This window comes from Leclercia sp. M-A074-M, assembly GCF_965195605.1.
Lineage (GTDB): Bacteria > Pseudomonadota > Gammaproteobacteria > Enterobacterales > Enterobacteriaceae > Enterobacter.
Map to the genome: position 1 here is coordinate 486,368 of NZ_CBDAHM010000001.1, position 23,461 is coordinate 509,828.

At 58.7% G+C, this 23,461-nt stretch carries 19 protein-coding genes; 10 read left to right on the forward strand and 9 right to left on the reverse strand.

Annotation, left to right across the window (positions count from 1 at the left end):
• Positions 1–83: 83 nt before the first annotated feature.
• Entirely contained in the window at positions 84–2,846 is a 2,763-nt protein-coding gene (locus ACOKCT_RS02445; RefSeq protein WP_159339240.1) for a sigma 54-interacting transcriptional regulator, read from the reverse strand.
• 318 nt (positions 2,847–3,164) lie between these two features.
• Between ACOKCT_RS02445 and ACOKCT_RS02450 the strand changes: the two genes are divergently transcribed.
• Positions 3,165–3,728 carry a hypothetical protein gene (locus tag ACOKCT_RS02450; RefSeq protein WP_159339241.1) on the forward strand — a complete coding sequence of 188 codons (564 nt, stop codon included), beginning with the start codon at positions 3,165–3,167 and terminating at the stop codon, positions 3,726–3,728.
• A gap of 80 nt (positions 3,729–3,808) precedes the next feature.
• Positions 3,809–3,982 carry a hypothetical protein gene (locus ACOKCT_RS02455; protein WP_168192009.1) on the forward strand — a complete coding sequence of 58 codons (174 nt, stop codon included), beginning with the start codon at positions 3,809–3,811 and terminating at the stop codon, positions 3,980–3,982.
• Between the two features lie 57 nt (positions 3,983–4,039).
• Here ACOKCT_RS02455 and ACOKCT_RS02460 read toward each other — a convergent pair whose 3' ends face one another.
• Positions 4,040–4,477 (reverse strand): GNAT family N-acetyltransferase, encoded by a 438-nt coding sequence (locus ACOKCT_RS02460; protein ID WP_103178821.1) that lies wholly within the window; start codon positions 4,475–4,477, stop codon positions 4,040–4,042.
• A gap of 149 nt (positions 4,478–4,626) precedes the next feature.
• On the opposite strand from ACOKCT_RS02460, the gene ACOKCT_RS02465 reads away from it, so the two are divergent.
• Both ACOKCT_RS02465 and ACOKCT_RS02470 read left to right on the forward strand, forming a co-directional pair.
• Positions 4,627–5,304 carry a type 1 glutamine amidotransferase domain-containing protein gene (locus ACOKCT_RS02465; protein ID WP_159339242.1) on the forward strand — a complete coding sequence of 226 codons (678 nt, stop codon included), beginning with the start codon at positions 4,627–4,629 and terminating at the stop codon, positions 5,302–5,304.
• A gap of 109 nt (positions 5,305–5,413) precedes the next feature.
• Entirely contained in the window at positions 5,414–6,154 is a 741-nt protein-coding gene (locus ACOKCT_RS02470; RefSeq protein ID WP_159339243.1) for a nitroreductase family protein, read from the forward strand.
• 107 nt (positions 6,155–6,261) lie between these two features.
• Here the strand turns inward: ACOKCT_RS02470 and gsiD are convergent, their stop codons facing one another.
• The 5 genes from gsiD to iaaA are packed head-to-tail and all read right to left on the reverse strand — an operon-like array spanning position 6,262 to position 12,535.
• Positions 6,262–7,173 carry a glutathione ABC transporter permease GsiD gene (gene gsiD, locus ACOKCT_RS02475; protein WP_420193128.1) on the reverse strand — a complete coding sequence of 304 codons (912 nt, stop codon included), beginning with the start codon at positions 7,171–7,173 and terminating at the stop codon, positions 6,262–6,264.
• Position 7,174: 1 nt separating this feature from the next.
• Positions 7,175–8,095: a glutathione ABC transporter permease GsiC gene (gene gsiC, locus ACOKCT_RS02480; protein ID WP_103178817.1), complete on the reverse strand. Its 921-nt coding sequence runs from the start codon at positions 8,093–8,095 to the stop codon at positions 7,175–7,177.
• Positions 8,096–8,142: 47 nt separating this feature from the next.
• Positions 8,143–9,681, reverse strand: a complete 1,539-nt coding sequence (gene gsiB / locus ACOKCT_RS02485) for a glutathione ABC transporter substrate-binding protein GsiB (protein WP_156654155.1) — start codon at positions 9,679–9,681, stop codon at positions 8,143–8,145.
• Positions 9,682–9,713: 32 nt separating this feature from the next.
• Positions 9,714–11,585: a glutathione ABC transporter ATP-binding protein GsiA gene (gene gsiA, locus ACOKCT_RS02490; protein WP_159339245.1), complete on the reverse strand. Its 1,872-nt coding sequence runs from the start codon at positions 11,583–11,585 to the stop codon at positions 9,714–9,716.
• A gap of 11 nt (positions 11,586–11,596) precedes the next feature.
• Positions 11,597–12,535: a beta-aspartyl-peptidase gene (iaaA, locus tag ACOKCT_RS02495; RefSeq protein ID WP_159339246.1), complete on the reverse strand. Its 939-nt coding sequence runs from the start codon at positions 12,533–12,535 to the stop codon at positions 11,597–11,599.
• A gap of 189 nt (positions 12,536–12,724) precedes the next feature.
• Here iaaA and moeA point away from each other — a divergent pair, with 189 nt between their 5' ends.
• A complete protein-coding gene (gene moeA, locus ACOKCT_RS02500; protein WP_159339247.1) occupies positions 12,725–13,957 on the forward strand; it encodes a molybdopterin molybdotransferase MoeA in 1,233 nt (410 codons plus the stop codon).
• Between the two features lie 2 nt (positions 13,958–13,959).
• Positions 13,960–14,712 (forward strand): molybdopterin-synthase adenylyltransferase MoeB, encoded by a 753-nt coding sequence (gene moeB, locus ACOKCT_RS02505; RefSeq protein WP_156654151.1) that lies wholly within the window; start codon positions 13,960–13,962, stop codon positions 14,710–14,712.
• Between the two features lie 89 nt (positions 14,713–14,801).
• Here the strand turns inward: moeB and fsa are convergent, their stop codons facing one another.
• On the reverse strand, positions 14,802–15,464 hold the full coding sequence (gene fsa, locus ACOKCT_RS02510; RefSeq protein WP_159339248.1) for a fructose-6-phosphate aldolase: 663 nt from the start codon (positions 15,462–15,464) through the stop codon (positions 14,802–14,804).
• 127 nt (positions 15,465–15,591) lie between these two features.
• Between fsa and ACOKCT_RS02515 the strand changes: the two genes are divergently transcribed.
• From ACOKCT_RS02515 to ACOKCT_RS02530, 4 genes are all read left to right on the forward strand, one after another.
• Positions 15,592–16,491, forward strand: a complete 900-nt coding sequence (locus tag ACOKCT_RS02515; protein ID WP_159339249.1) for a glycyl-radical enzyme activating protein — start codon at positions 15,592–15,594, stop codon at positions 16,489–16,491.
• A 4-nt stretch (positions 16,492–16,495) separates the two neighbouring features.
• Entirely contained in the window at positions 16,496–18,928 is a 2,433-nt protein-coding gene (locus ACOKCT_RS02520; RefSeq protein ID WP_325940378.1) for a formate C-acetyltransferase/glycerol dehydratase family glycyl radical enzyme, read from the forward strand.
• Positions 18,929–19,096: 168 nt separating this feature from the next.
• Positions 19,097–19,912, forward strand: a complete 816-nt coding sequence (locus tag ACOKCT_RS02525) for a Cof-type HAD-IIB family hydrolase (protein WP_103178808.1) — start codon at positions 19,097–19,099, stop codon at positions 19,910–19,912.
• 150 nt (positions 19,913–20,062) lie between these two features.
• Positions 20,063–21,325, forward strand: a complete 1,263-nt coding sequence (locus tag ACOKCT_RS02530; protein ID WP_103178807.1) for a DUF1479 domain-containing protein — start codon at positions 20,063–20,065, stop codon at positions 21,323–21,325.
• 407 nt (positions 21,326–21,732) lie between these two features.
• On the opposite strand, the gene ACOKCT_RS02535 is transcribed toward ACOKCT_RS02530, so the two are convergent.
• Entirely contained in the window at positions 21,733–23,328 is a 1,596-nt protein-coding gene (locus ACOKCT_RS02535) for an ABC-F family ATPase (RefSeq protein WP_103823489.1), read from the reverse strand.
• Positions 23,329–23,461: the final 133 nt, after the last annotated feature.

Below are 23,461 nucleotides of genomic sequence, written 5' to 3' on the forward strand. Positions count from 1 at the left end.
ACTGTGCAGCGATGTGCTAAACAGAGAGTGCAACCCACGTGCCAGAAAAAGTGGCGCGTGGGAGGAGAGAAGGATGGGAGGGTTTAAAACTCTTGATCTGCCTGAATAAATTCCGTATCCAGGGTCAGAATATTGTGGATATAACAGAGCTCGACGACGGGGATTTTGACACTATAACTGCTCTCAATGACACTAAAGGCCTGGCGCAGCAGCGCCAGCTCGCTTTCAGGACACTGTTGTCCGGCATAGGTGGAAGGTGACGCGTTGCGGATGAGCCGCTCGATCAGACAGCTAATGTGCACATAGAGCGCCACCTTGCGTTCGTTTGGTACCTGGTAGCCAGCCAGATGCTCATAGCGAAAGACAAACTGCTCCACCTGGTTAATCACTTTGGTGGTATCCAGAATGGTGACCGACTCAATCACCCGCCGCAGGGAGAAGTTCTTCAGCAGCAGATTGTTAATCTCGTCCACCTGCTCCTGGGTGGCAATGTCACCAAAGATGCGCATCAGCGGTCGCGTCCCCTCCCCGGCAATCAGCGAATCCAGCGAGATCCACGGCACAGCGGGCACCTGTGGATCGAAGGTGCCGACAATCGCCAGTATGTCGTAGCGGTTGAAGGCCACCGTCCGCTCCTGGGGGGCGCTGAGCATCTCGTAATCGCAGGCGATCACCTCTATCCCCAGCGCCTCCGGGATGCTGGCCTTCAGCAGATGACAGAGATTGGCCGCCGCGCCGATTCCGGTGATGCAGGTGGTGAGGATCACCCGGGGTTTACTGGCCTGCGGCCAGAAGATCTGGTGCTCCACCGGTAAATCCGCGCCAACCTCCTGAGCAATCGCTTCAATGTGGTGCCCTTGCAGGATCCGCTCTCCGACATAGAGCGCCATGCTGGTGGAGACGTTATTCACAATCGCCACCGGGGTCGAGAGGCGACGCTGAAAGTGGCTATGGATAGCATTAAGCGACCCCATATCCACCAGGATCATCAGCCCAGACGTCACGGCGTTACTTTCGATGTAGTGCATGACCTGCTGGGCAATCGCCTCCGGCGTAACGTCGAGGGGCATGTCGAAGGATTCAAAAACGGTCTGTTTCAGTAAGCGATTCGCCACGTTAGCAATACTGCTGGCGGTGGCGTAGCCGTGGGCCAGGATCACCGCCCGCGTCACCTGGGATTGACTTACCGCCCCGGCTTTATGTAGCCACAGCACCAGCAGCAGGGCATCGATGCGCTGGGCGTCGATATCGAGTTTTTGCGTCAGGGCGGCGATCATCGCCTGGCAAAAACGGTACAGCTGGGGGTACTTTTGCGCCAGGAAATCATCCAGCAGACGGACACGCTCCTGGCTCAGGGCCGAGAGCCCCCCATGGGCGCGATGCACAAGATAGTGGCTCAGGGCGTAGATCCCATTGCCGTTAAACTGCACGTTAAACTGCTGCTCCAGGCGGTAAAACGCCTCCCGCACCTGCTGGGTGGTGAGCTGCAACAGTGGCGAGGCGGTAGTCTCGCGATGATGGAACACCAGCCTGTCGAACAGGGTTTCGATCTCTTCCCCCATCCGCCGGTGCACATCCTCCCAGTCTGACCGACCGGCGATCACCTCTTCGTACAGAGCCAGCACCTGACACTGGGTGTCATGGATCAACCCCTGGGTCCGGTCGTGGGCGCGGAGCAGCCACAGCAGGTTGGTCTGCGGCGCTATCGTCAGCGGCTCTTCCACCACGGGCGCATCGCTCAGCGTCGGGATGGCAGCCAGCACCTTCTCCGGCAGATCCTGAAGGGTAACGCTAATTGTCTCCTGCCCCCGCTGCCTGGCCCATGCCGCGGCGACCGCATACTTAACCACGTTTTTCAGCTCGCCCACGTTACCGCGATAAAGGACGTGGAGAAGCACCTGGCGCAGTCGGGGCGTAAGAGTCAGGGGAACATCCAGCTTCTTCGCTTCCCGCCAGAAGAACTGAAGGATCAACGCCTCTTTTTCCTGGCGGGAACGCGCGTTAAGGTCGGGCAGCGTGACCAGAATGGGGATACGCCGCAGGAAGGTGGTTAAGAAGGTGCTGTGCAGATCCTCGGTAGTGGCAAAGACCAGCCGGGTGGTGATGGGACGACCCTGGGCGGTTTCCCCCACCCGGTAGATCTCCTTGCGATCGAGCCAGGTAAAGAGTTTCTCCTGGCCTTCGGCATTCAGGCGATGCACTTCGTCGAGAAACAGCATTCCGCCGTCGGCGGCCTCAAAGGCCCCCTGCCTGTCGGTCTGCGCGCCGGTAAAAGCCCCTTTCACATAGCCAAACAGGTTTGCCGCCAGCAGCTCCGGGTTGCTGGCGTACTGGGCGCAGTTGAAGCTGACAAAGGGGGCATCATCCGCCAGTAGCCCCTGCGAGATGGCGTAGGCATGCATCAGGTTCGCCATATAGCTTTTGCCGGTGCCGCTCTCCCCGGTGATCAGCAGCGGCAGACCACCATCGGGGTAAAAGAGCGCCGTTTTCAGCTGGGCAATGGCCTTCTTCAGGCTGCCATCATGACCGATCAGCAGCGAAAAGTGATCCGGGGGCGCCTGTTCACTGGTGCCGTCGTTAAGCAGCTGCGCAATGCTGTCGTATTCGTTACCTGACAGAGGGGAGAACTGCTGGCTGAAGGCTTTCTTGTGCAGGAAGTAGACCGGCCGGGTATTGATTTTAACCAGCTCGCCCTGCGCTACCAGCTGGTTCAGATAGTGGCTGGCGGTGTTGCGTTTGAGATCAAACCGCTCTGCCAGATAGCTGGCGGTAAAGACCTCACTCAGGTTTTGCGGGTCAAAAAAATCGGTCTGGTTGGCCAAAAAGCTCAGGATTTCATTACGCATGGCTTATCCCACAACTGGAGTGTCATGGGGATATGATGCCCGCAAATGCGCGGGCGGAGGGAACGCGACGGCGGGTTATGTGCGCTTTTGTGGAGGAGTGCACAGAATGCCAGCGGGGGGAACAATGCCCAGGCCGGGTAGATTTACATCTTTTCTGAAGGCGCCTCGCAGGATTGAATTCTGCGCTATTTCCCTGCTTTAACCGTGCCTGTTTGCGGCGTAGGGTGTTTGTACGCCAATAACATTAAACCGAATCGGGTTATGACCGTTTTCTCTCACGACAACGTGAGAAGATGACAGCTAAGGAAGGCTGATGAAATGCGCAATTTATCGCTCCAGGAAATACACGAGCAGTGCCTTAACACTACCCAAAAAATCATACAGGGTTTCGGTTGGGGCAGCATTGTAGTCAGCGCGTTAAGTCAAACAGACAAAAATTATCTTCATAAAGAGAGCGATAACGCTGTTCTCAACTGGCGATGGGGGATGGAGCATTATCATGGAAGCGCCAACGATGACGGCATTTTAGATATCAGCCTAAAAAGTACGAAGGCTAACGATCCCGGCGCCCTGCATGCAGCGATAATTTGCAAATATGATGCTCGCCGGGAAGAGTTCGCCATTTGTATGCTGGAAAATCTGATAACTGATGAACACTCCGCACTTACAGGCAACGTCTTTATCATTGCACTGGTCTATTCGACAATATTTTGCAGCATGATGGAACTTGAGGATGTGGTTATAGAAAATCCATTGGAGGAGATAAAACCACGATATCGAGCATATGGGTTCTCACAAGTTTTTTACGCACCCAATAAAATGTCTTCTTCAGTAGCAGATATTCAGGCAATGATTCGACGTAAAGTGATGAGTATGACCTGACATAAAAATGGACTGTTTGTCAGGCAAAGACGACCGCTGTAAACTCAGATGCAATGGTCAAAAACTAACCGGGAGAGGTTATGATCAAGCAAAACAAAAAAATTGATTCCACCAAAGCGATGGCTGCGGCCCAACGCGCCGCAGACTTCTGGGCAACGATTGACGGCAACAAACTTGCACAAGTAGGCCAGCGTGAAAAAGAGAGGGATCTCGTGGGTCCAACAAAGAAGGCTGAATACGTCAAATTAGGCTAAGGGATTTCCTCTCATTCCAGCCCTCTCTCTAAAGAGAGGGGCTGACTATGCACCGAGTTAGATCGTAATCCGGTAGCGAACGTAATCATCCACCGTGGCCAGCTTGTCATAGAGCGCCCGGGCCGGATTGCCCTCCCGGGTCACCCAGTAGACCTTCGACCAGCCCTTATTCCGGGCCTCAGCAATAATGGCTTCGATCAGCGCCCTGCCCGCCCCTTTGCCGCGCGCCGCGTCATCCACAAACAGATCTTCCAGATAACACAGCGGCTGGGTTACCCAGGTGCCTTCATGCAGCACGCAGATGGCAAAACCCACTACACCCTGTTCCGTTTCTGCCAGTCGGCAAAACAGTCCCGAATCCGGGGATAATACCCGGCGCCAGGTCGCCAGCGTCACCGCCTCATCCAGCGCGGTGCCGTAAAAATCGAGATAGCCTTGCCACAGCGCTAACCATGCTGCGTAATCTTCCGCTTTCGCTTCACGCACCTTAATCATTGATGTGATCCTTGATGTGTCTGATATCTCCCGATGATAACAAGGATTGTCTGGAAGCTGCCGTAATCATTCTGAAACAGCCCTCCCTCCGGGGATGGCTTCGCTGAACCAGGCTACCTTTATAGCTATCCACATCACCGGAGAAAACAATGAAAGTCTTAATGGTTCTCACCTCTCACAGTGAACTGGGCAATACCGGCAAGAAAACCGGCTTCTGGCTGGAGGAGTTTGCCGCCCCCTATTACGTCTTCAAAGACGCAGGTGCCGAGGTGGTGCTGGCTTCCCCGGCGGGCGGCCAGCCGCCACTGGATCCCAAAAGTGATTCCGCCGATTTTCAGACCGAACTGACCCGGCGCTTCAAAGCCGATCCGGCGGCCCAGCGCGAGCTCGCCAATACCCTGAAGCTCGACAGCGTGCGTCAGGACGATTTTGATGCCGTCTTCTATCCGGGCGGCCACGGCCCGCTGTGGGATCTGGCCGAATCCCAGACCTCCATCTCCCTGATTGAAGCCTTCACCCGCGCGGGTAAACTCACCGGCTTCGTCTGCCATGCTCCGGGCGTTCTGCGCCATGTGAAGGCCGCCTCTGGCGAGCCGCTGGTCAAGGGCCGTCAGGTGACCGGTTTTACCAATGGCGAAGAGGCCGACGTCGAGCTGACCGACATCGTTCCTTTCCTGGTGGAAGATGAGTTGATCGCCCTGGGTGCGAACTACCAGAAAGGCCCGAACTGGGGATCCTTTATTGTCGAAGACGGCCAGTTGATCACCGGGCAGAACCCGGCAAGCTCCGAAGAGACGGCCAAAGCGCTGGTTGCTGCGCTGCGCTAACTCCCCACCCGGCCGCTGGCCGGGCTTTTCGCCTGCGTGAACCGCAAAGAGTGTTAAATGCAAAACAGTTTCAGGCTGTTAAGATTTTGCGCTTCACACGGGAGAACGCATGAACACCATTATTGACCTGTTTAACGACCATAAAAGCGAGCGCAGCTTTACCGATCAAGCCATCGATGACACCACGCTCGAACGCATTATCAGCACTGCTTACCGTGCTCCTACCTCCGTCCATTCCCAGCAGGTGTCGGTTATTGTCACGCGCGATGCCGAAAAGCGGGCGCAAATTTCACAGATCGCCGGCGGCCAGCCGTGGATTGCCAAAGCCCCGGTGTTTATCACCTTTGTGCTGGATATGTACAAAACCGAGGTTGGCATGAAGCTGGCGGGTAACGAGCAGGTGGCGCACCAGAGTATCGAAAGCCTGGTGGCAGGCGCGACCGACGTGGGCATTGCCCTGGGCTCGGTGATGGCGGCGGCCCGTTCTGAAGGGCTGGGGATTGTGCCGATTGGCGGGATCCGTCTGAAGCCGCAAGAGCTGATTGAACTGCTTGAGCTACCGGAACACACCTTCCCGGTCGCGGGCGTGGTGATTGGTCATGTCGATGTGCCATCCCATCACAAACCGCGTCTGCCGCTGGAGACCTTCCGCCACGACGAAGCCTATGTCACCGACGGGCTGGAAGCGAAAATCACCCGCTACAACCAGCAGATGACCGAACACTGGCAGGCGATTAACCGTACCGACGGCGAAACCTGGAGTGAAAGCGTGAGCGGTTATTACCAGCACATTTACTTCCCGGACGTACTGCCAGCCCTGATTAAGCAGGGCTTCGGCGTCGACAAGTAATCTCTGCCCTTGCCCGGCGGCGCTGCGCTTGCGCGGGCCTACGGGTTAAATGCCGTTTGTAGGCCGGGTAAGCGTCAGCGCCACCCGGCATAAATGCGAGCACCCGATCACCCCTTAATGCGCGGGTCCAGCGCGTCCCGCAGTCCATCACCCAACAGATTAAACGCCAGCACGGTGAGGAAGATCGCCATGCTCGGGAACAGCGCCACGTGCGGAGCAATCACCATATCGGCCCGCGCCTCGTTAAGCATTGCGCCCCATTCCGGGGTGGGCGGCTGGGCGCCTAAGCCGAGGAACGACAGGCTGGCGGCGGAGATAATCGACACCCCAATACGCATGGTGAAATAGACCACGATGGAGGAGACGGTGCCCGGCAGGATGTGATTAAACAGAATCGTGGTGTCGCTGGCGCCGATACTGCGCGCCGACTCGATAAAGGTCTGCTGTTTCAATACAAGGGTATTGCCGCGCACCAGACGGGCGAAGGCCGGAATGGAGAAGATCGCCACGGCGATAATCACGTTGGCCATGCCGTTGCCCATCACCGCCACCACCGCAATCGCCAGCAGAATGCCGGGGAAGGCAAAGAGCACATCACAGATGCGCATGATAATCCGGTCCCACCAGCCCTCATAGTAGCCCGCCAGCAGGCCCAGGACCGTACCGATGGCCGCGCCAATCAGCACCGCAAACACGCCCGCCGCCAGCGAAATCTGCGCCCCCATCAGCACCCGGCTGAAGATATCACGCCCCAGCGAGTCCACGCCGAACCAGTGTATCATTGATGGCCCCTCGTTCAGACGGTCGTAATCGAAATAGTTTTCCGCATCGAACGGGACGATCCACGGTGCCAGTATCGCCACAAGGATCAGCATCAGCACGAACAGCCCGGCGGCGATCGCCACCGGCTGCTTACGAAAACGTCGCCAGAATTCATGCCACGGGGTGCGGATCTGATCCGGTTTGAGCCCCGGCATCGCCTTTAACATGGCCTGCCGGCGCCAGTTTAACAGTCGCATCTTACTTATACCTGATAGCCGGATTAATGGCGGCATACAGGACATCCACCACTAAGTTGATAAGAATAAACTCCAGCGAAAAGAGCAGCACTTCCGCCTGGATCACCGGGTAGTCGCGCATGTCGACAGAATCGACCAACAGGCGCCCAAGCCCCGGCCAGTTGAAGACCTTTTCCACCACGATGGAGCCGCCGAGCAGAAAACCGAACTGTAGTCCCATCATCGTGACCACCGGGATCATCGCATTGCGCAGGCCGTGCTTGAGGATCACCCACCTCTCGCTCACCCCCTTCGCCCGGGCGGTGCGCATATAGTCTTCATTCAGCACATCCACGAACGAGGCGCGGGTGAAGCGGGCCATCACTGCCGCCACCGCCGCGCCGAGCGTCAGCGAAGGCAGGATGTAGTGCCGCCAGCTGTCCGCACCCACGGTGGGCAGCCAGCCCAGCTCCACGGAAAAGATCTGCATCAGCAGCATCCCCAGCGCAAAGGCCGGGAAGGAGATGCCGGTCACCGCCAGCGCCATACCCAGCCGGTCCGGCCAGCGGTTACGCCACACGGCTGCCACAATCCCGGCCATCAGGCCAAACAGCACCGCCCAGGCCATGCTGGCGAGGGTCAGCCAGAAGGTGGGCATAAAGCGGCTGGCGATCTCCGCGGAAACGGGCCGACGGGAGACCATCGAGGTACCAAAATCCCCCTGCAGGACGTTGGTGATGTAGTGCCAGAACTGCCGGTAAAGCGGCTGATCCAGCCCCAGTTGCTTACGCACCAGCTCAATGACCGTGGCATCCGCTTCCGGACCGGCAATCAGCCGCGCCGGATCGCCTGGCAGCAGATGCACAAATAAAAAGACCAGCACCGCGACAATCAGCAGCGTCGGGATCAGGCCAAGCAGGCGTTTAATCACATAATTCAGCATGCACATTCCTCTCATCCCGCAGGGGCATGCCTGCGGGAATGAGTGCTCTATTTCAGATCCGCGTCGTCAAAGCTAAAGCCGGTATCCGGCATGATGTAGAACCCGGTCAGCGCCTTGTTATGCGCCGAAACCAGTTTCTCGACCACTAACGGCACCCACGGCGACTCCTTCCAGATGGTATCCTGCGCGTCCTTATACAGTTTCGCTTTCTCTTCCGGCTGGGTGGTTTTCAGGGCATCCGTCAGATCTTTATCCACCTGCGGATTGCTGTAAAACGCGGTATTGAACAGCGTTGGCGGCCAGTTTTGCGAGGCGAACAGCGGCGACAGCGCCCAGTCGGCTTCGCCGGTAGAGGCCGACCAGCCGGTGTAGAACATCCTCACCCCGCTCTCTTTCTGCCCTTTGCCTTCCACTTCGGCGGCACGCTGTCCGGCATCCATTGCCGTCACCTTCACCTTAATGCCCACCTGCGCCAGCTGCTGCTGGGTAAACTGCAGCACCTTCTGGGCGGTGCTGTGATTGTGCGACGACCACAGGGTAGTGCTGAAGCCATTCGGGTAGCCAGCCTCTTTCAGCAGCGCGCGCGCTTTTGTCGGATTGTATTCCCACGGATGGTACTGCTGGGAATAGGCGATGGTGGGCGGCACGACCCCGGTTGCCGGAGTGGCATAGCCCGCAAAGGCCACCTTCACCAGCGCCTCGCGGTTGATGGCGTAGTTGATCGCCTCGCGCACTTTCGGGTTATCGAACGGCTTTTGCGTCACGTTCATGCTGATGTAGCGCTGCATAATGGACGGGCTGGCGACCAGCTCCAGCTTGCTGTTTTTGCCGAGCAGCGCAGCCTGCTCATAGGGGATCGGGAAGGCAAACTGCGCTTCGCCGGTCTGCAGCATCGCCGCGCGGGTGTTGTTATCCACCACCGGACGCCAGGTGATGGTGTCCAGCTTCGGCAGCCCTTGCTGCCAGTAACCGGCAAATTTCTTCACCTTCACAAAGTCGGTCTGGTTCCAGGTCACCAGCTCATACGGCCCGGTACCCACCGGATGGAAGCCAATCTCTTTGCCATACTTTTTCAGCGCCGCCGGGGAGATCATCGCCGTGGCCGGGTGCGCCAGAATGTTGATAAAGGCGGAGAAGGGTTCTTTGAGAGTGATTTTTACCGTGGTGGGATCGACGGCTTCGGTGCTGGCGATATTTTTATAGAGGTTGTAGCGCTTGAGGCTGTTGTCCGGGTTGCTGGCGCGATCGAGGTTGACCTTTACCGCTTCCGCGTTGAAGTCGGTGCCGTCCTGGAACTTCACCCCGCTGCGCAGCTTGATGGTGTAGACCAGCCCGTCATCAGAGACGGTGTAGCTCTCGGCCAGTACGTTTTTCAGCTGCATCTCTTTATCGAGGCCGAACAGCCCCTGATAAAACGACTTCGCCACCTGCTGGGAGAGCGTGTCGTTGGCATCATAGGGATCGAGGGTGGTGAAATTGGAGGCCACCGCCACGACCACATCTTTTGCTGCGAAGGCCGGCGTGGCCGCGAGGACCGCCGTTACGCTCGCGGCTAACAGCCATCTGCGAGCAACAAATTTTGTCATGTTCTTCTCCTGTTGTTCCCTGCTGTCTTAAGTTATAAACGCGAAAAAGCATTGTCCTGACGCGGCGGCGCGACGAAATGGCCGGGGCTGACCTCCCGCAACGCCACGCGCTCGGTGGGTTCTCCCCGCTGGCGAATGTTGCCCGGCAGCTCGTCCTGCAGCAGCACCCGTCGGGCCTGCCGGTGAGCCGGATCGGCCACCGGTACCGCCGCCATCAGTTTGCGGGTGTAAGGGTGCTGCGGATTTTCAAACACCGCCCGCCGCGGGCCAATCTCGACAATCTGCCCGAGGTACATCACCGCCACCCGGTGGCTGATGCGCTCCACCACCGCCATATCGTGGGAAATAAACAGAAAGGCGATGCCCATCTCGCGCTGTAAATCGAGCAGCAGATTAATGATCTGCGCCCGGATGGAGACATCCAGCGCCGAGACGGACTCGTCGGCAATCACCACCTTCGGGTTCAGCGCCAGCGCGCGGGCAATACAGATCCGCTGCCGCTGGCCGCCGGAAAATTCATGGGGATAGCGCCAGGCATGTTCCGGTTTGAGACCCACGCGCTCCAGCAGCCACGCCACCCGCCGCTGGGCGGCATCCCCGTCCAGCAGGTTATGCACCCGCAGCGGCTCCATAATCGAATAGCCCACCGTCTGGCGGGGATCGAGGGAGGCGTAGGGATCCTGGAAAATAAACTGAATATCCCGCCGCAGGGGTTGCAGCTTCCCGGCCGGCAGGGTGTCGATGCGCTCACCGTTAAAGGTGATGGTGCCCTCCTGGGCCTCCACCAGCCGCAGTAGCGCCCGGCCGGTGGTCGATTTGCCGCTGCCGGATTCGCCCACCAGCGACAGCGTTTCGCCGGGCCATAAATCGAAACTGACGCTCTCCACCGCGTGGACTTCGCGCCTGACGCGGTTAAACAGGCCGCCGCGCAGGGGAAAGCGGGTTACCAGGTCGCGCACCTGTAAAATGGGCTCGCCGGGCACCACGGTATCCTGCTCGGTTTCGGCCTCCTGATGGCCGGGTTCGGCAAGGGAGATCAGCGGAAAACGCCGGGGCAGATCGCTGCCGTTCATCGCCCCCAGACGTGGCACCGCGGCCAGCAGCGCCTTCGTATAGGGGTGCTCAGGGGCATGGAAAACCTGCTCCACAGTGCCGGTTTCAACCGCCTCGCCCTGATACATCACCAGCACCCGATCGGCGATATCCGCCACCACGCCCATATCGTGGGTGATAAAGATCACCCCCATCTCCATCTCCTCCTGCAACACCTTGATGAGCTGCAGGATCTGCGCCTGGATGGTGACGTCCAGCGCGGTGGTCGGTTCATCGGCAATCAGCACCGCCGGGCGACAGGAGAGCGCCATGGCGATCATCACCCGCTGGCGCATGCCGCCGGAAAGCTGGTGCGGATAACGCGACAGCACGGCGTCGGCCTCCGGGATCCGTACCTGCTCCAGCATGCGCCGGGCTTCGGCCAGCGCCCCATCGCGGTTCAGACCCTGATGCAGGCGAATGGATTCGGCGATCTGCTCCCCCACCGGAAAAACCGGATTGAGGGAGGTCATCGGCTCCTGGAAAATCATGGCGATATCCGCGCCGCGCACGCTGCGCATCTGGGAGGGGTTCAGGGCGGTGAGATCGCTCACCTGGCCATTGCGACGGCGCAGCAGCAGGCTATCGCACGCCACCTGCCCGCCGGACTGTTCAATCAGGCGCATCAGCGACAGCGCGGTCACCGATTTACCGGAACCGGACTCACCGACAATCGCCAGCGTCTCGCCGCGTTTTAGCGAAAAAGAAAGGTGTTTAACCGCCGGGATCGACTGACGGTTGTCGGAAAAGGCAACGTTCAGGTTGTGTACCGCCAGCACCTGCTGACTGTCCAGTTCATCACTGTGCGGCATGCCTCTCCCCCTTATTCACGGTAAATCCCGGTGCTCGGCGTATCGCCTGCGTATCCCCAGGCACGGTACATGCCCTCACTGTTAAACGGTAGTGCCACATTGCCCTCGCGATCGATGGCAATCAGCCCGCCGCTGCCCTCCAGCGCCGGGAGTTTTTCCATTACCACCCGCTCGCAGGCTTCTGCCAGGCTTAAGCCGCCGTAATCCATCAGCGCGGCAATGTCATAGGCCGCCAGGGTGCGGATAAACACCTCCCCGGTACCGGTACAGGAGACCGCCACGCTGGCGTTATTGGCGTAGCAGCCTGCACCGGGCAGCGGGCTGTCGCCCACCCGGCCAGGCAGTTTATTGGTCATTCCCCCGGTGGAGGTGGCCGCAGCCAGATTCCCCGCTTTATCCAGCGCGACGGCGCCCACGGTCCCCATTTTGCTCGCCTCGTCCAGCGGGGCGGCGTGGTCGAGCCGGGTTTCATCCGCCCCGCGGGCCGCCAGCAGTTGCTGATAGCGCTCCGGGGTAGAGAAAATCTCCGGCGACACCGGCTCCATGCCGTGGGCAAAGGCAAATTTCTCGGCGCCCTCCCCGACCAGCAGCACGTGCGGGCTCTGCTCCATCACCAGACGGGCGGCCAGCACCGGGTTGCGCAGATGGCTGACCCCGGCCACGGCGCCCGCTTTCAGGCTAATGCCGTCCATCACGCAGGCATCCAGCTCGTGGGTTTCATCCCGGGTGAATACCGCGCCAATCCCGGCGTTAAACAGCGGGCACTCCTCCAGCAGGCGTACCGCCTCGGTAACCACATCCAGCGCGCTTTCGCCCGCCTCCAGCATCCGCTGGCCGGTTTCCACAATCGATGAGAGCGCCTCAACGTAACGCCTCTCCTGCTCCTGACTAAGCTGCGCGCGGGTGATAGCCCCGGCGCCGCCGTGGATTGCGATGACTGCCTTCCCCATTTACTTTACCTTTGGGCACGTAATGGCCGCTTTTTTTATAAATATCATTATCGTGGCTGACAATTCATATAATTTTTGAATATAGAAAGACGTCACCGTGATGTAAAGGGTAAGCCCATGGTGTCATACAGTTAACGGCACTTTTCTGCCATAATGGCCGCCTTCGTTATTCTCTCCCTGGAGTGACCCATGGATTTTACCGCCGGACTGATGCCGCTTGAGACGGCACTCACCCAGATGCTCGATCGAATTTCTCCGCTTACAGAGCAGGAAACCTTGCCGCTGCTGCGCTGTTTTGGCCGCGTGACCGCCGCCGACATCATCTCTCCCCTGAACGTGCCGGGCTTTGATAACTCAGCGATGGATGGCTACGCCGTGCGTCTGGCGGATCTGGCGGCAGGCACCGCGCTGCTGGTGGCGGGAAAAGCCTTTGCCGGTCAGCCTTTCCAGGGTGAATGGCCTGCCGGAAGCTGCGTGCGCATTATGACCGGCGCGCCGGTGCCGCCAGGCTGCGATGCGGTGGTGATGCAGGAGGAGACCGAGCAGACCGACGATGGCGTGCGTTTTACCGCCAGCGTTAAGCCGGGACAAAATATCCGCCGCAGCGGGGAAGATATTGCCCTCGGCGCGACCGTCTTCCCGGCGGGGACAAAACTGACCGTCGCCGAACTGCCGGTGCTGGCCTCGCTGGGCATTGCAGAGATCGCCGTGGTGCGCCAGGTGCGCGTGGCGCTCTTCTCCACCGGCGATGAGCTTCAGCTGCCGGGCCAGCCGCTGGCCGAAGGGCAGATCTACGACACCAACCGGCTGGCGGTGCACCTGATGCTGGAGCAGCTCGGCTGTGAGGTGATCAACCTCGGCATTATTCCTGACGATCCGCAAAAACTGCGGGAGGCCTTTATCGAAGCCGATCGCGTGGCCGACGTGGTCCTGAGCTCCGGTGGCGTCTCGGTGGGCGAAGCGGACTACACCAAAACGATCCTCGATGAACTGGGTGAGATCGGCTTCTGGAAACTGGCCATCAAGCCCGGCAAACCTTTCGCCTTCGGCAAACTGCCGGATAGCTGGTTCTGCGGCCTGCCGGGGAACCCGGTCTCTGCGGCGCTCACCTTCTATCAGCTGGTACAACCATTGCTGGCGAAGCTCTCCGGCAACCGGGCGCACAGCCTGCCTGCCCGCCAGCGCGTCCGCGCCGCCACCCGCCTGAAAAAATCGCCGGGCCGTCTCGACTTCCAGCGCGGCATTCTGGCGCGTAACGCCGAGGGCGAGCTGGAGGTGCGCTCCACCGGACATCAGGGCTCGCATATCTTCAGCTCCTTCAGCCAGGGGAACTGCTTTATCGTGCTTGAGCGCGAACGCGGTAACGTGGAAGCGGGTGAGTGGGTGGAAGTCGAGCCGTTTAACGCCCTGTTTGGAGGCTAACCATGACGGTGGAGCTGAGCGACAACGAGATGCTGCGCTACAATCGCCAGATTGTGCTGCGCGGCTTTGATTTCGACGGCCAGGAAGCGTTAAAGGCCGCGAATGTGCTGGTGGTCGGCCTCGGCGGATTAGGCTGCGCCGCGGCGCAGTATCTGGCGGCGGCCGGTGTCGGGCGCATGACGCTGCTCGATTTCGACACCGTGTCGCTCTCCAACCTGCAACGCCAGACCCTGCACAGCGATGCGACCCTGGGTGAGCCGAAAGTGGTCTCGGCCCAGGCATCGCTTTCGCGCATCAACCCTAACGTGCAGTTTACGCTGCTCAACGCCCTGCTCGACGACGCCGCGCTCTCTGACCAGATAGCCCAACACGATCTGGTGCTCGACTGCACCGACAACGTCACCATTCGCAATCAGCTCAATGCGGGCTGTTTCGCTCATAAGACACCGCTGGTTTCCGGGGCAGCGATCCGTATGGAAGGACAGGTGAGCGTCTTTACGTACGCGGAGGGCGAGCCCTGCTACCGCTGCCTGAGCCGTCTGTTTGGCGAAAACGCCCTGACCTGCGTTGAGGCGGGGGTGATGGCGCCGCTGGTGGGGGTGATCGGGTCGATGCAGGCGATGGAGGCGATTAAGGTGCTGGCCCGTTACGGCACGCCCGCGGCGGGGAAAATCGTGATGTACGACGCGATGACCTGCCAGTTCCGCGAGATGAAGCTGATGCGCAATCCGGGGTGTGAGGTGTGCGGGGGGTAAAACATGCCGGGTGGCGGCTTCGCCTTACCCAGCCTACAAAAACCTCGAACCGTAGGCCGGGCAAGCGTTAGCGCCGCCCGGCAATAAGGTCAGATCGATGTCCGTCCAAAGGCGTTCTGCCAGTCCTGCTCAAATTTTGCAATCGCCGCGTCCACCGCCGGAGAGGTAATCAGTTGCTGGGCCACATCCAGCGGCAGGGTGATGGATTCACAGCCCGCCAGCAGGCAATCCAGCGCCTGACGCGGGGTTTTGAAGCTCGCGGCCAGCACTTTGGCGTGCGGCGCGTGGAGCGTCAGCAGTTGTTGCAGCTCCGCCACCGTCTGAATGCCATCCCCGCCCTGCGCATCCACGCGGTTGACATAGGGCGCGACATACTCCGCCCCCGCCAGCGCCGCCATCAGCCCCTGCGCCGCGCTGTAGACCGCCGTACCGAGCGTCGGCACACCCTGCGCTTTCAGCATCTTAATGGCCGCCAGCCCTTCCGCCGTGACCGGCACTTTGACCACCAGATCCGCGACGATACCGCGCAGCTTCAGCGCATCTTCCACCATCCCTTCCGCGCTGGTCGCCATCACCTGGGCAAACAGACGGCCCTGGCCGCCCATCGCCTCCTGCAGCTGCGGCAGCAGGACTTCCAGCGGCGTTTTGCCCGCGGCAACAATGCTTGGGTTGGTGGTGACGCCTGCCAGCGGAAAGACGCGGGCCAGTTTTTTAACAGTAATGACGTCGGATGTGTCGAGATACAGTTCCATGATGGGGTCCTCAAAAATGACTATGCCGTAACCCTATCACGGCAAAACCTGCCTCAGAGTTGATTTGCGTCAAGATAACTTTCATTCGAAAGTAATTTAATCTTCATACGCAACAAGAGGCGACATTATGATCTTCAACATTCAGCGTTATTCGACACACGACGGCCCGGGGATTCGTACCGTGGTCTTTATGAAAGGCTGCTCCCTGGGCTGCCGCTGGTGTCAGAACCCTGAAAGCCGCGAACGCTCGCGGGATCTGCTGTTCGACGCTCGCCTGTGCCTGGAGGGGTGTAACCTCTGCCAGCAGGCGGCGCCCGCGGTCATCCACCGCACGCTGAATGGCCTGGTGATCCACCGCGAAAAACTCGACGATACCCATCTGGATGCCCTCACCCACTGCTGCCCGACTCAGGCCCTGACCGTCTGCGGTGAAGAGAAGCAGGTGGAGGAGATCATGGCGACCGTCCTGCGGGATAAGCCGTTTTACGATCGCAGCGGCGGCGGCGTCACCCTCTCCGGGGGCGAACCTTTTATGAACCCGACGCTGGCCCGCGCCCTCTTCCAGGCCAGCCACGACGCGGGCATTCATACCGCCGTGGAAACCTGTCTGCACGTGCCGTGGCACTATATCGAACCGTCGTTACCGTACATCGATCTGTTTCTCACCGACCTGAAACATGTCGACGGCGCGGTCTTTAAGCAGTGGACCGACGGCTCGGCGAAACGGGTGCTGGATAACCTCAGACGCCTCGCCGCCGCCGGGAAAACGCTCACCATTCGCGTGCCGCTGATCCAGGGCTTTAACGCCGATGAAGCGTCGATTACCGCGATTACCAATTTTGCCGCGGATGAACTGAACGTCCGTGACATCCATTTTTTACCGTATCACACGCTGGGCATGAACAAATACACCCTGCTCGGCCAACCCTACTCTGCCCCAGATAAACCGCTCGATAATCCTGCATTACTGGACTTTGCCCGGCAGTACGCCGCCCAGAAAGGGTTAACCGCGACCTTACGAGGATAATGTTATGACACAGCTGAATCTTACTACCCTGAGCGATCGCATTAAGGCGCATAAAACTGCCCTGGTCCATATTGTAAAGCCGCCGGTCTGTACCGAACGTGCGCAGCACTATACGGAAATGTACCAGCAGCATATGGATAAGCCGATCCCGGTCCGCCGCGCGCTGGCCCTGGCGCATCACCTGGCGCAGCGCACCATCTGGATCAAACATGACGAACTGATTATGGGTAACCAGGCAAGCGAAGTGCGCGCCGCGCCGATCTTCCCGGAATACACCGTCTCGTGGATTGAAAAAGAGATCGACGATCTCGCCGACCGTCCGGGCGCGGGCTTTGCGGTAAGCGAAGAGAACAAACGCGTTCTGCATGAACTCTGCCCGTGGTGGCGTGGCCAGACGGTGCAGGATCGCTGCTACGGTATGTTCACCGATGAGCAAAAAGGCCTGCTGGAAACCGGGATTATTAAAGCCGAAGGCAACATGACCTCCGGCGACGCCCACCTGGCGGTGAACTTCCCGCTGCTGCTGGAAAAGGGGCTCGACGGCCTGCGCCACAAGGTGGCCGAGCGCCGCTCCCGCATCAACCTGACGGTACTGGATGATCTGCACGGTGAACAGTTCCTGAAAGCGATCGATATCGTGCTGGAAGCGGTAAGTATGCATATCGAACGCTTTGCCGACCTGGCGCGTGAGATGGCCGCCAGCGAAACCCGCGAACGCCGCCGCGACGAACTGCTGGCCATGGCGGAAAACTGCGATGTGATCGCCCACGAACCGCCAAAAACCTTCTGGCAGGCGTTGCAGCTGTGCTATTTCATCCAGCTGATCCTGCAGATTGAGTCCAACGGCCATTCGGTCTCCTTTGCCCGGATGGACCAGTATCTCTACCCGTACTACCGCCGCGACGTGGAGCTGAACCAGTCTCTGGATCGTGAGCACGCCATTGAGCTGCTGCACAGCTGCTGGCTGAAGCTGCTGGAGGTGAACAAGATCCGCTCCGGCTCCCACTCCAAAGCCTCTGCCGGTAGCCCGCTGTATCAGAACGTTACCATCGGCGGACAGAAACTGGTGAACGGTATGGCGATGGATGCGGTGAACCCGCTCTCTTACGCGATTCTGGAATCCTGCGGTCGTCTGCGCTCCACCCAGCCGAACCTGAGCGTGCGCTACCATGCAGGCATGAGCAACGACTTCCTCGACGCCTGCGTGCAGGTGATCCGCTGTGGCTTCGGGATGCCAGCCTTCAACAACGATGAGATTGTGATCCCGGAATTTATCAAGCTCGGGGTAGAGAAAGAGGACGCCTACGACTATGCGGCCATCGGCTGTATCGAAACCGCCGTGGGCGGCAAGTGGGGCTATCGCTGCACCGGCATGAGCTTCATTAACTTCGCCCGCGTGATGCTGGCGGCGATGGAGGGTGGCCGCGACGCCACCAGCGGTAAAGTATTCCTGCCGCAGGAAAAAGCGCTCTCGGCGGGCAACTTCAACAACTTTGACGAAGTGATGACCGCCTGGGATAGCCAGATCCGCTACTACACCCGCAAGTCCATCGAAATCGAATATGTGGTGGACACCATGCTGGAAGAGAACGTCCACGACATTCTCTGCTCGGCGCTGGTGGATGATTGCATCGAGCGCGCGAAGAGCATCAAGCAGGGCGGCGCGAAGTACGACTGGGTATCCGGCCTGCAGGTGGGCATCGCCAACCTTGGCAACAGCCTGGCGGCGGTGAAGAAGCTGGTCTTTGAAGAGGGGGCGATTGGTCAGCAGCAGCTGGCGGCGGCCCTTGCGGATGATTACGAGGGGCTGACCCACGAGCAGCTGCGCCAGCGTCTGATCAACGGCGCGCCGAAGTACGGCAACGACGACGACAGCGTGGATCTGCTGCTGACCCGTGCCTACCAGACCTACATCGAAGAGCTGAAGCAGTACCATAACCCGCGCTACGGTCGCGGTCCAATTGGCGGCAACTACTATGCCGGCACCTCGTCCATCTCCGCCAACGTGCCGTTTGGCGCGGCAACCATGGCGACCCCGGACGGGCGTAAAGCGCATACTCCGCTGGCGGAAGGGGCCAGCCCGGCCTCCGGTACGGACCACCTGGGCCCAACCGCGGTTATCGGCTCCGTGGGCAAACTGCCGACCGAGGCGATTCTGGGTGGCGTGCTGCTGAACCAGAAGCTCAACCCGGCGACGCTGGATAACGACAGCGACCGCCAGAAGCTGATGGTGCTGCTGCGCACCTTCTTCGAGGTGCATAAAGGCTGGCATATCCAGTACAACATCGTGTCGCGCGAAACGCTGCTGGAAGCGAAGAAACACCCGGATCAGTATCGTGATCTGGTGGTGCGCGTGGCGGGTTACTCGGCATTCTTCACCGCCCTGTCACCGGATGCGCAGGACGATATTATTGCGCGTACTGAGCATACGCTGTAACCCCATTGCCCGGTGGCGCTACGCTTACCGGGCCTACAATTCCCCCCGTAGGCCGGGTAAGCGTCAGCGCCACCCGGCTTTTCACTTTCATTCGAAATTAAATTTGTGGTTTTGGTCACATTGTTATTAGAATGTTGCTGGTCGCAGTTATATCCAGGAGCGCAATGTATGACCGTTAAAGTTATCGTCACCGATATGGACGGAACTTTTCTTGATGACGCCAAGCAGTACGATCGTGACCGCTTTCAGGCGCAGTTCCAGCAACTTCAGGCCCGCAATATCGAGTTCGTTGTCGCCAGCGGCAACCAGTATTACCAGCTCATCTCCTTCTTCCCGGAGCTGAAATCGCAGATCTCCTTCGTGGCGGAGAACGGCGCGCTGGTGTTCGATCACGGCGAGCAGATCTTCCACGGCGAACTGACCAAACATGAGTCGCAGATTGTCATTGGCGAACTGCTGAAAGATAGCGCCCTGAATTTTGTCGCCTGCGGTCTGGAGAGTGCTTACGTCAGCGACAAGGCACCCGATGCCTTCGTCGACCTGATGTCAAAACACTATCACCGCTTACAGCGCATCAGCGACTATCGCGACATCGACGACGTACTGTTCAAGTTCTCGTTGAACCTGCCGGACAGCGATATCCCGAACCTGATTGACGCCCTGCATGTCTCCCTCGACGGCATCATGAAGCCGGTGACCAGCGGGTTTGGCTTTGTCGATCTGATCATTCCCGGCCTGCATAAAGCCAACGGCATCAGCCGCCTGCTGAAACGCTGGCACATCTCCCCGCAGGCGTGCGTCGCCATTGGCGACAGCGGTAATGACGCCGAAATGCTGAAATTTGCCCACTACTCCTTCGCCATGGGTAACGCGGGCGAAAATATCAAAGCCATCACCCGCTATCAGACCGACGACAACAACCACCAGGGCGCGCTGAACGTGATTCAGGCCGTCCTCGATAACACCCCGCCTTTCAGCAACTGATTTTCCCGCCGGAGCCTCCTCCGGCGAACCTCCCTCTTTTTCTCCGGGTTGTGCACTTCATCAAGTTATTTAACTTGCATTAACTTTTTTTTAACCTAAAGTATCACTTGTAATTACTTTTACTTTCGAATGAAAGATAGCGAGGCTGTTATGACCTTAACGTTTACCAGTGAAACTTTGCCCGCTGATCACAAAGCGGCCATCCGCCAGATGAAACGTGACCTGCGGGCGCAGATTGGCGACGTGCAGGGCGTGTTTGATCGCCTGAGCGATAAAATTGCCAGCCGCGTGGCAGAAATTAATGCCCTGAAAAGCAAAGGCGATCCTGTCTGGCCGGTGATCCCCTTTGCCGACGTGCAGAGCGGTAACATCAGCCCGGCGCAGCGCGAGGCGGTGAAACGCCGGGGCTGTGCGGTAATCAAAGGTCATTTCCCGCGTGAGCAGGCGCTGGCGTGGGATAACGCGATGCTCGACTATCTGGATCTCAACCGTTTTGATGATGTCTATAAAGGTCCGGGGGATAACTTCTTTGGCACCCTCACCGCCTCCCGCCCGGAGATCTACCCGATCTACTGGTCGCACGCCCAGATGGAAGCCCGTCAGAGCGAAGAGATGGCCCAGGTGCAGTCGTTCCTGAACCGTTTATGGACTTTTGAGAGCAACGGCAAACAGTGGTTTAACCCGGACGTCAGCGTGATCTACCCGGACCGCATTCGTCGCCGTCCGCCGGGAACCACCTCGAAGGGTCTGGGGGCGCACACTGACTCCGGCGCGCTGGAGCGCTGGTTGCTTCCGGCCTATCAGCAGGTCTTCGCCCGGGTCTTTGATGGCAATATCGAGCAGTACGATCCGTGGGATGCCGCCCACCGCACCGAAGTGGAAGAGTACACCGTGGATAACACCACCAAATGCTCGGTGTTCCGCACCTTCCAGGGCTGGACGGCGCTCTCCGACATGATCCCGGATCAGGGGCTGCTGCACGTGGTGCCGATCCCGGAAGCGATGGCGTACATTCTGCTGCGTCCGCTGCTGGATGATGTGCCGGAAGATGAACTCTGCGGCGTGGCGCCAGGACGCGTGCTGCCGATTTCCGAGAAGTGGCATCCGCTGTTAATGGAAGCCCTGACCAGCATTCCGGCTCTGGAAGCAGGTGACTCCGTGTGGTGGCACTGCGATGTGATCCACTCGGTGGCCCCGGTTGAGAACCAGCAGGGCTGGGGCAACGTGATGTACATTCCGGCGGCGCCGATGTGCGAGAAAAACCTCGCCTATGCGAAGAAGGTAAAAGCGGCGCTGGAAACCGGCGCCTCGCCGGGCGATTTCCCGCGTGAAGATTATGAAGCGACGTGGCAGTCACGCTTTACCGTTGATGATCTGAACATTCACGGCAAGCGCGCACTCGGCATGGCCTGACCCCTTTATGGCGGCGCGTCCAGTATGGGCGTCGCCGCCCCGCTTAATCTCCCCCCGGTAATTTTGTGACCGCGCTCCGGTTACGTTAAAAATCATTTTTCTTAACGCAAACAACAGGTCATGATGTCTCACCGCATAACGGTTACAAAGTGTGTGCCGCTTTTATCCCGCTTTTTGCACGAAACTGCCTGATTTCCGCTCGCCGCCGGTTCTCCTTTCTTTTAAGTTTTTATACCAATTTTCCGATAGTTATATGACAGGTGAAATGGTGCCATAATTGGTATACCAATTATATAAACGCATTGATATTGTGTTTATAAACAAGAAGTTATGAAAAATGCGGGGGAAAGCGTGTAGACAGGGGGAAAGCAGACCCTCCCCGGACGGGAAGGGTCAGAAACGGGTGATTAGCCGTCGATACCTTTGCTGCGCAGGTAGTCTTCGTAGTTACCGCTGAAGTCCACCACGCGCTCCGGCGTAATTTCAATTACGCGGGTCGCCAGCGAGCTGACGAACTCACGGTCGTGGGAGACGAAGATCAGGGTGCCCTGATACATCTCCAGCGCCATGTTCAGCGATTCGATCGATTCCATATCCAGGTGGTTGGTCGGTTCGTCCATCACCAGAATGTTCGGTTTCTGCATCATCAGCTTGCCGAACAGCATACGGCCCTTCTCACCCCCGGAGAGGACCTTCGCCGGTTTTTTGATATCGTCCTGGCTGAAGAGCAGACGGCCCAGGAAGCTGCGCACCACCTGCTCGTCGTCGCCTTCTGATTTCCACTGGCTCATCCATTCGAATACGGTCAGGTCGTTTTCAAACTCATACTCGTGATCCTGCGCGTAATAGCCGATAGAGGCGTTTTCGGACCACTTCACGGTGCCGCTGTCCGGCTGGAGTTCGCCCACCAGGGTCTTCAGCATGGTGGATTTACCCACGCCGTTGGCGCCGATAATCGCGATCTTCTCACCCACTTCCAGCAGCAGGTTGAAGTTTTTAAACAGCGGCCCCTCTTCAAAGCCCTTGGTGAGGGCTTCCACTTCCAGCGCGTTACGGAACAGTTTCTTATCCTGCTCGAAGCGGATGAACGGGTTCTGACGGCTGGAGGCTTTAACTTCTTCCAGCTTGATTTTGTCAATCTGACGGGCGCGGGAGGTGGCCTGACGGGATTTAGAGGCGTTGGCGCTAAAGCGGCTGACGAAGGATTGCAGGTCGGCAATCTGCGCCTTTTTCTTGGCGTTGTCGGCCAGCAGACGCTCACGCGCCTGGGTCGCGGCGGTCATGTACTCGTCGTAGTTGCCCGGATAAACGCGCAGCTCGCCGTAGTCGAGATCGGCCATGTGGGTGCAGACCATGTTCAGGAAGTGACGGTCGTGCGAGATGATGATCATGGTGCTGTTACGCTCGTTCAGCGTCTGCTCCAGCCAGCGAATGGTATCGATGTCCAGGTTGTTCGTCGGTTCGTCGAGCAGCAGGATATCCGGGTTGGAGAAGAGCGCCTGCGCCAGCAGAACACGCAGCTTCCAGCCTGGCGCGACTTCGCTCATCGGGCCGTAATGCTGTTCAACCGGAATACCGACGCCGAGCAGCAGCTCACCGGCGCGGGCTTCGGCGGAGTAGCCGTCCATTTCGCCGTACTGGGTTTCGAGATCGGCCACTTTATAGCCATCTTCTTCGCTCATTTCGGCAAGGCCGTAGATGCGATCGCGCTCCTGCTTCACTTCCCACAGCTCAACGTGCCCCATGATCACCGTATCAAGCACGGTAAACGCTTCAAAGGCGAACTGATCCTGACGCAGCTTACCGATGCGCTCGTTCGGATCGAGAGAAACGTTGCCCAGGGTCGGCTCTAAATCGCCGCCGAGGATCTTCATGAAGGTGGATTTTCCGCTACCGTTGGCACCAATCAGGCCGTAACGGTTGCCGCCGCCAAACTTGACGGAAATGTTTTCGAACAGCGGCTTACTGCCAAACTGCATAGTGACGTTGCTGGTAACTAACACGGGAGATTCCTGCGAGAAGTGTGATAAACCCGGCATTATGCCACAATTCCGAAATGAGATCCCGCTTAACAACGTAGCGCTACACTTAACAGAATTGAAAAAAGTGTGATTTAGTACACATCCGAATTCCATG

What these genes read in the sequence shown, in the direction of transcription:
- ACOKCT_RS02445 (WP_159339240.1), bottom strand. Translation starts at nt 2,846, where the DNA reads ATGCGTAATGAAATCCTGAGCTTTTTGGCCAACCAGACCGATTTTTTT.
- ACOKCT_RS02450 (WP_159339241.1), top strand. Translation starts at nt 3,165, where the DNA reads ATGCGCAATTTATCGCTCCAGGAAATACACGAGCAGTGCCTTAACACT.
- ACOKCT_RS02455 (WP_168192009.1), top strand. Translation starts at nt 3,809, where the DNA reads ATGATCAAGCAAAACAAAAAAATTGATTCCACCAAAGCGATGGCTGCG.
- ACOKCT_RS02460 (WP_103178821.1), bottom strand. Translation starts at nt 4,477, where the DNA reads ATGATTAAGGTGCGTGAAGCGAAAGCGGAAGATTACGCAGCATGGTTA.
- ACOKCT_RS02465 (WP_159339242.1), top strand. Translation starts at nt 4,627, where the DNA reads ATGAAAGTCTTAATGGTTCTCACCTCTCACAGTGAACTGGGCAATACC.
- ACOKCT_RS02470 (WP_159339243.1), top strand. Translation starts at nt 5,414, where the DNA reads ATGAACACCATTATTGACCTGTTTAACGACCATAAAAGCGAGCGCAGC.
- gsiD (WP_420193128.1), bottom strand. Translation starts at nt 7,173, where the DNA reads ATGCGACTGTTAAACTGGCGCCGGCAGGCCATGTTAAAGGCGATGCCG.
- gsiC (WP_103178817.1), bottom strand. Translation starts at nt 8,095, where the DNA reads ATGCTGAATTATGTGATTAAACGCCTGCTTGGCCTGATCCCGACGCTG.
- gsiB (WP_156654155.1), bottom strand. Translation starts at nt 9,681, where the DNA reads ATGACAAAATTTGTTGCTCGCAGATGGCTGTTAGCCGCGAGCGTAACG.
- gsiA (WP_159339245.1), bottom strand. Translation starts at nt 11,585, where the DNA reads ATGCCGCACAGTGATGAACTGGACAGTCAGCAGGTGCTGGCGGTACAC.
- iaaA (WP_159339246.1), bottom strand. Translation starts at nt 12,535, where the DNA reads ATGGGGAAGGCAGTCATCGCAATCCACGGCGGCGCCGGGGCTATCACC.
- moeA (WP_159339247.1), top strand. Translation starts at nt 12,725, where the DNA reads ATGGATTTTACCGCCGGACTGATGCCGCTTGAGACGGCACTCACCCAG.
- moeB (WP_156654151.1), top strand. Translation starts at nt 13,960, where the DNA reads ATGACGGTGGAGCTGAGCGACAACGAGATGCTGCGCTACAATCGCCAG.
- fsa (WP_159339248.1), bottom strand. Translation starts at nt 15,464, where the DNA reads ATGGAACTGTATCTCGACACATCCGACGTCATTACTGTTAAAAAACTG.
- ACOKCT_RS02515 (WP_159339249.1), top strand. Translation starts at nt 15,592, where the DNA reads ATGATCTTCAACATTCAGCGTTATTCGACACACGACGGCCCGGGGATT.
- ACOKCT_RS02520 (WP_325940378.1), top strand. Translation starts at nt 16,496, where the DNA reads ATGACACAGCTGAATCTTACTACCCTGAGCGATCGCATTAAGGCGCAT.
- ACOKCT_RS02525 (WP_103178808.1), top strand. Translation starts at nt 19,097, where the DNA reads ATGACCGTTAAAGTTATCGTCACCGATATGGACGGAACTTTTCTTGAT.
- ACOKCT_RS02530 (WP_103178807.1), top strand. Translation starts at nt 20,063, where the DNA reads ATGACCTTAACGTTTACCAGTGAAACTTTGCCCGCTGATCACAAAGCG.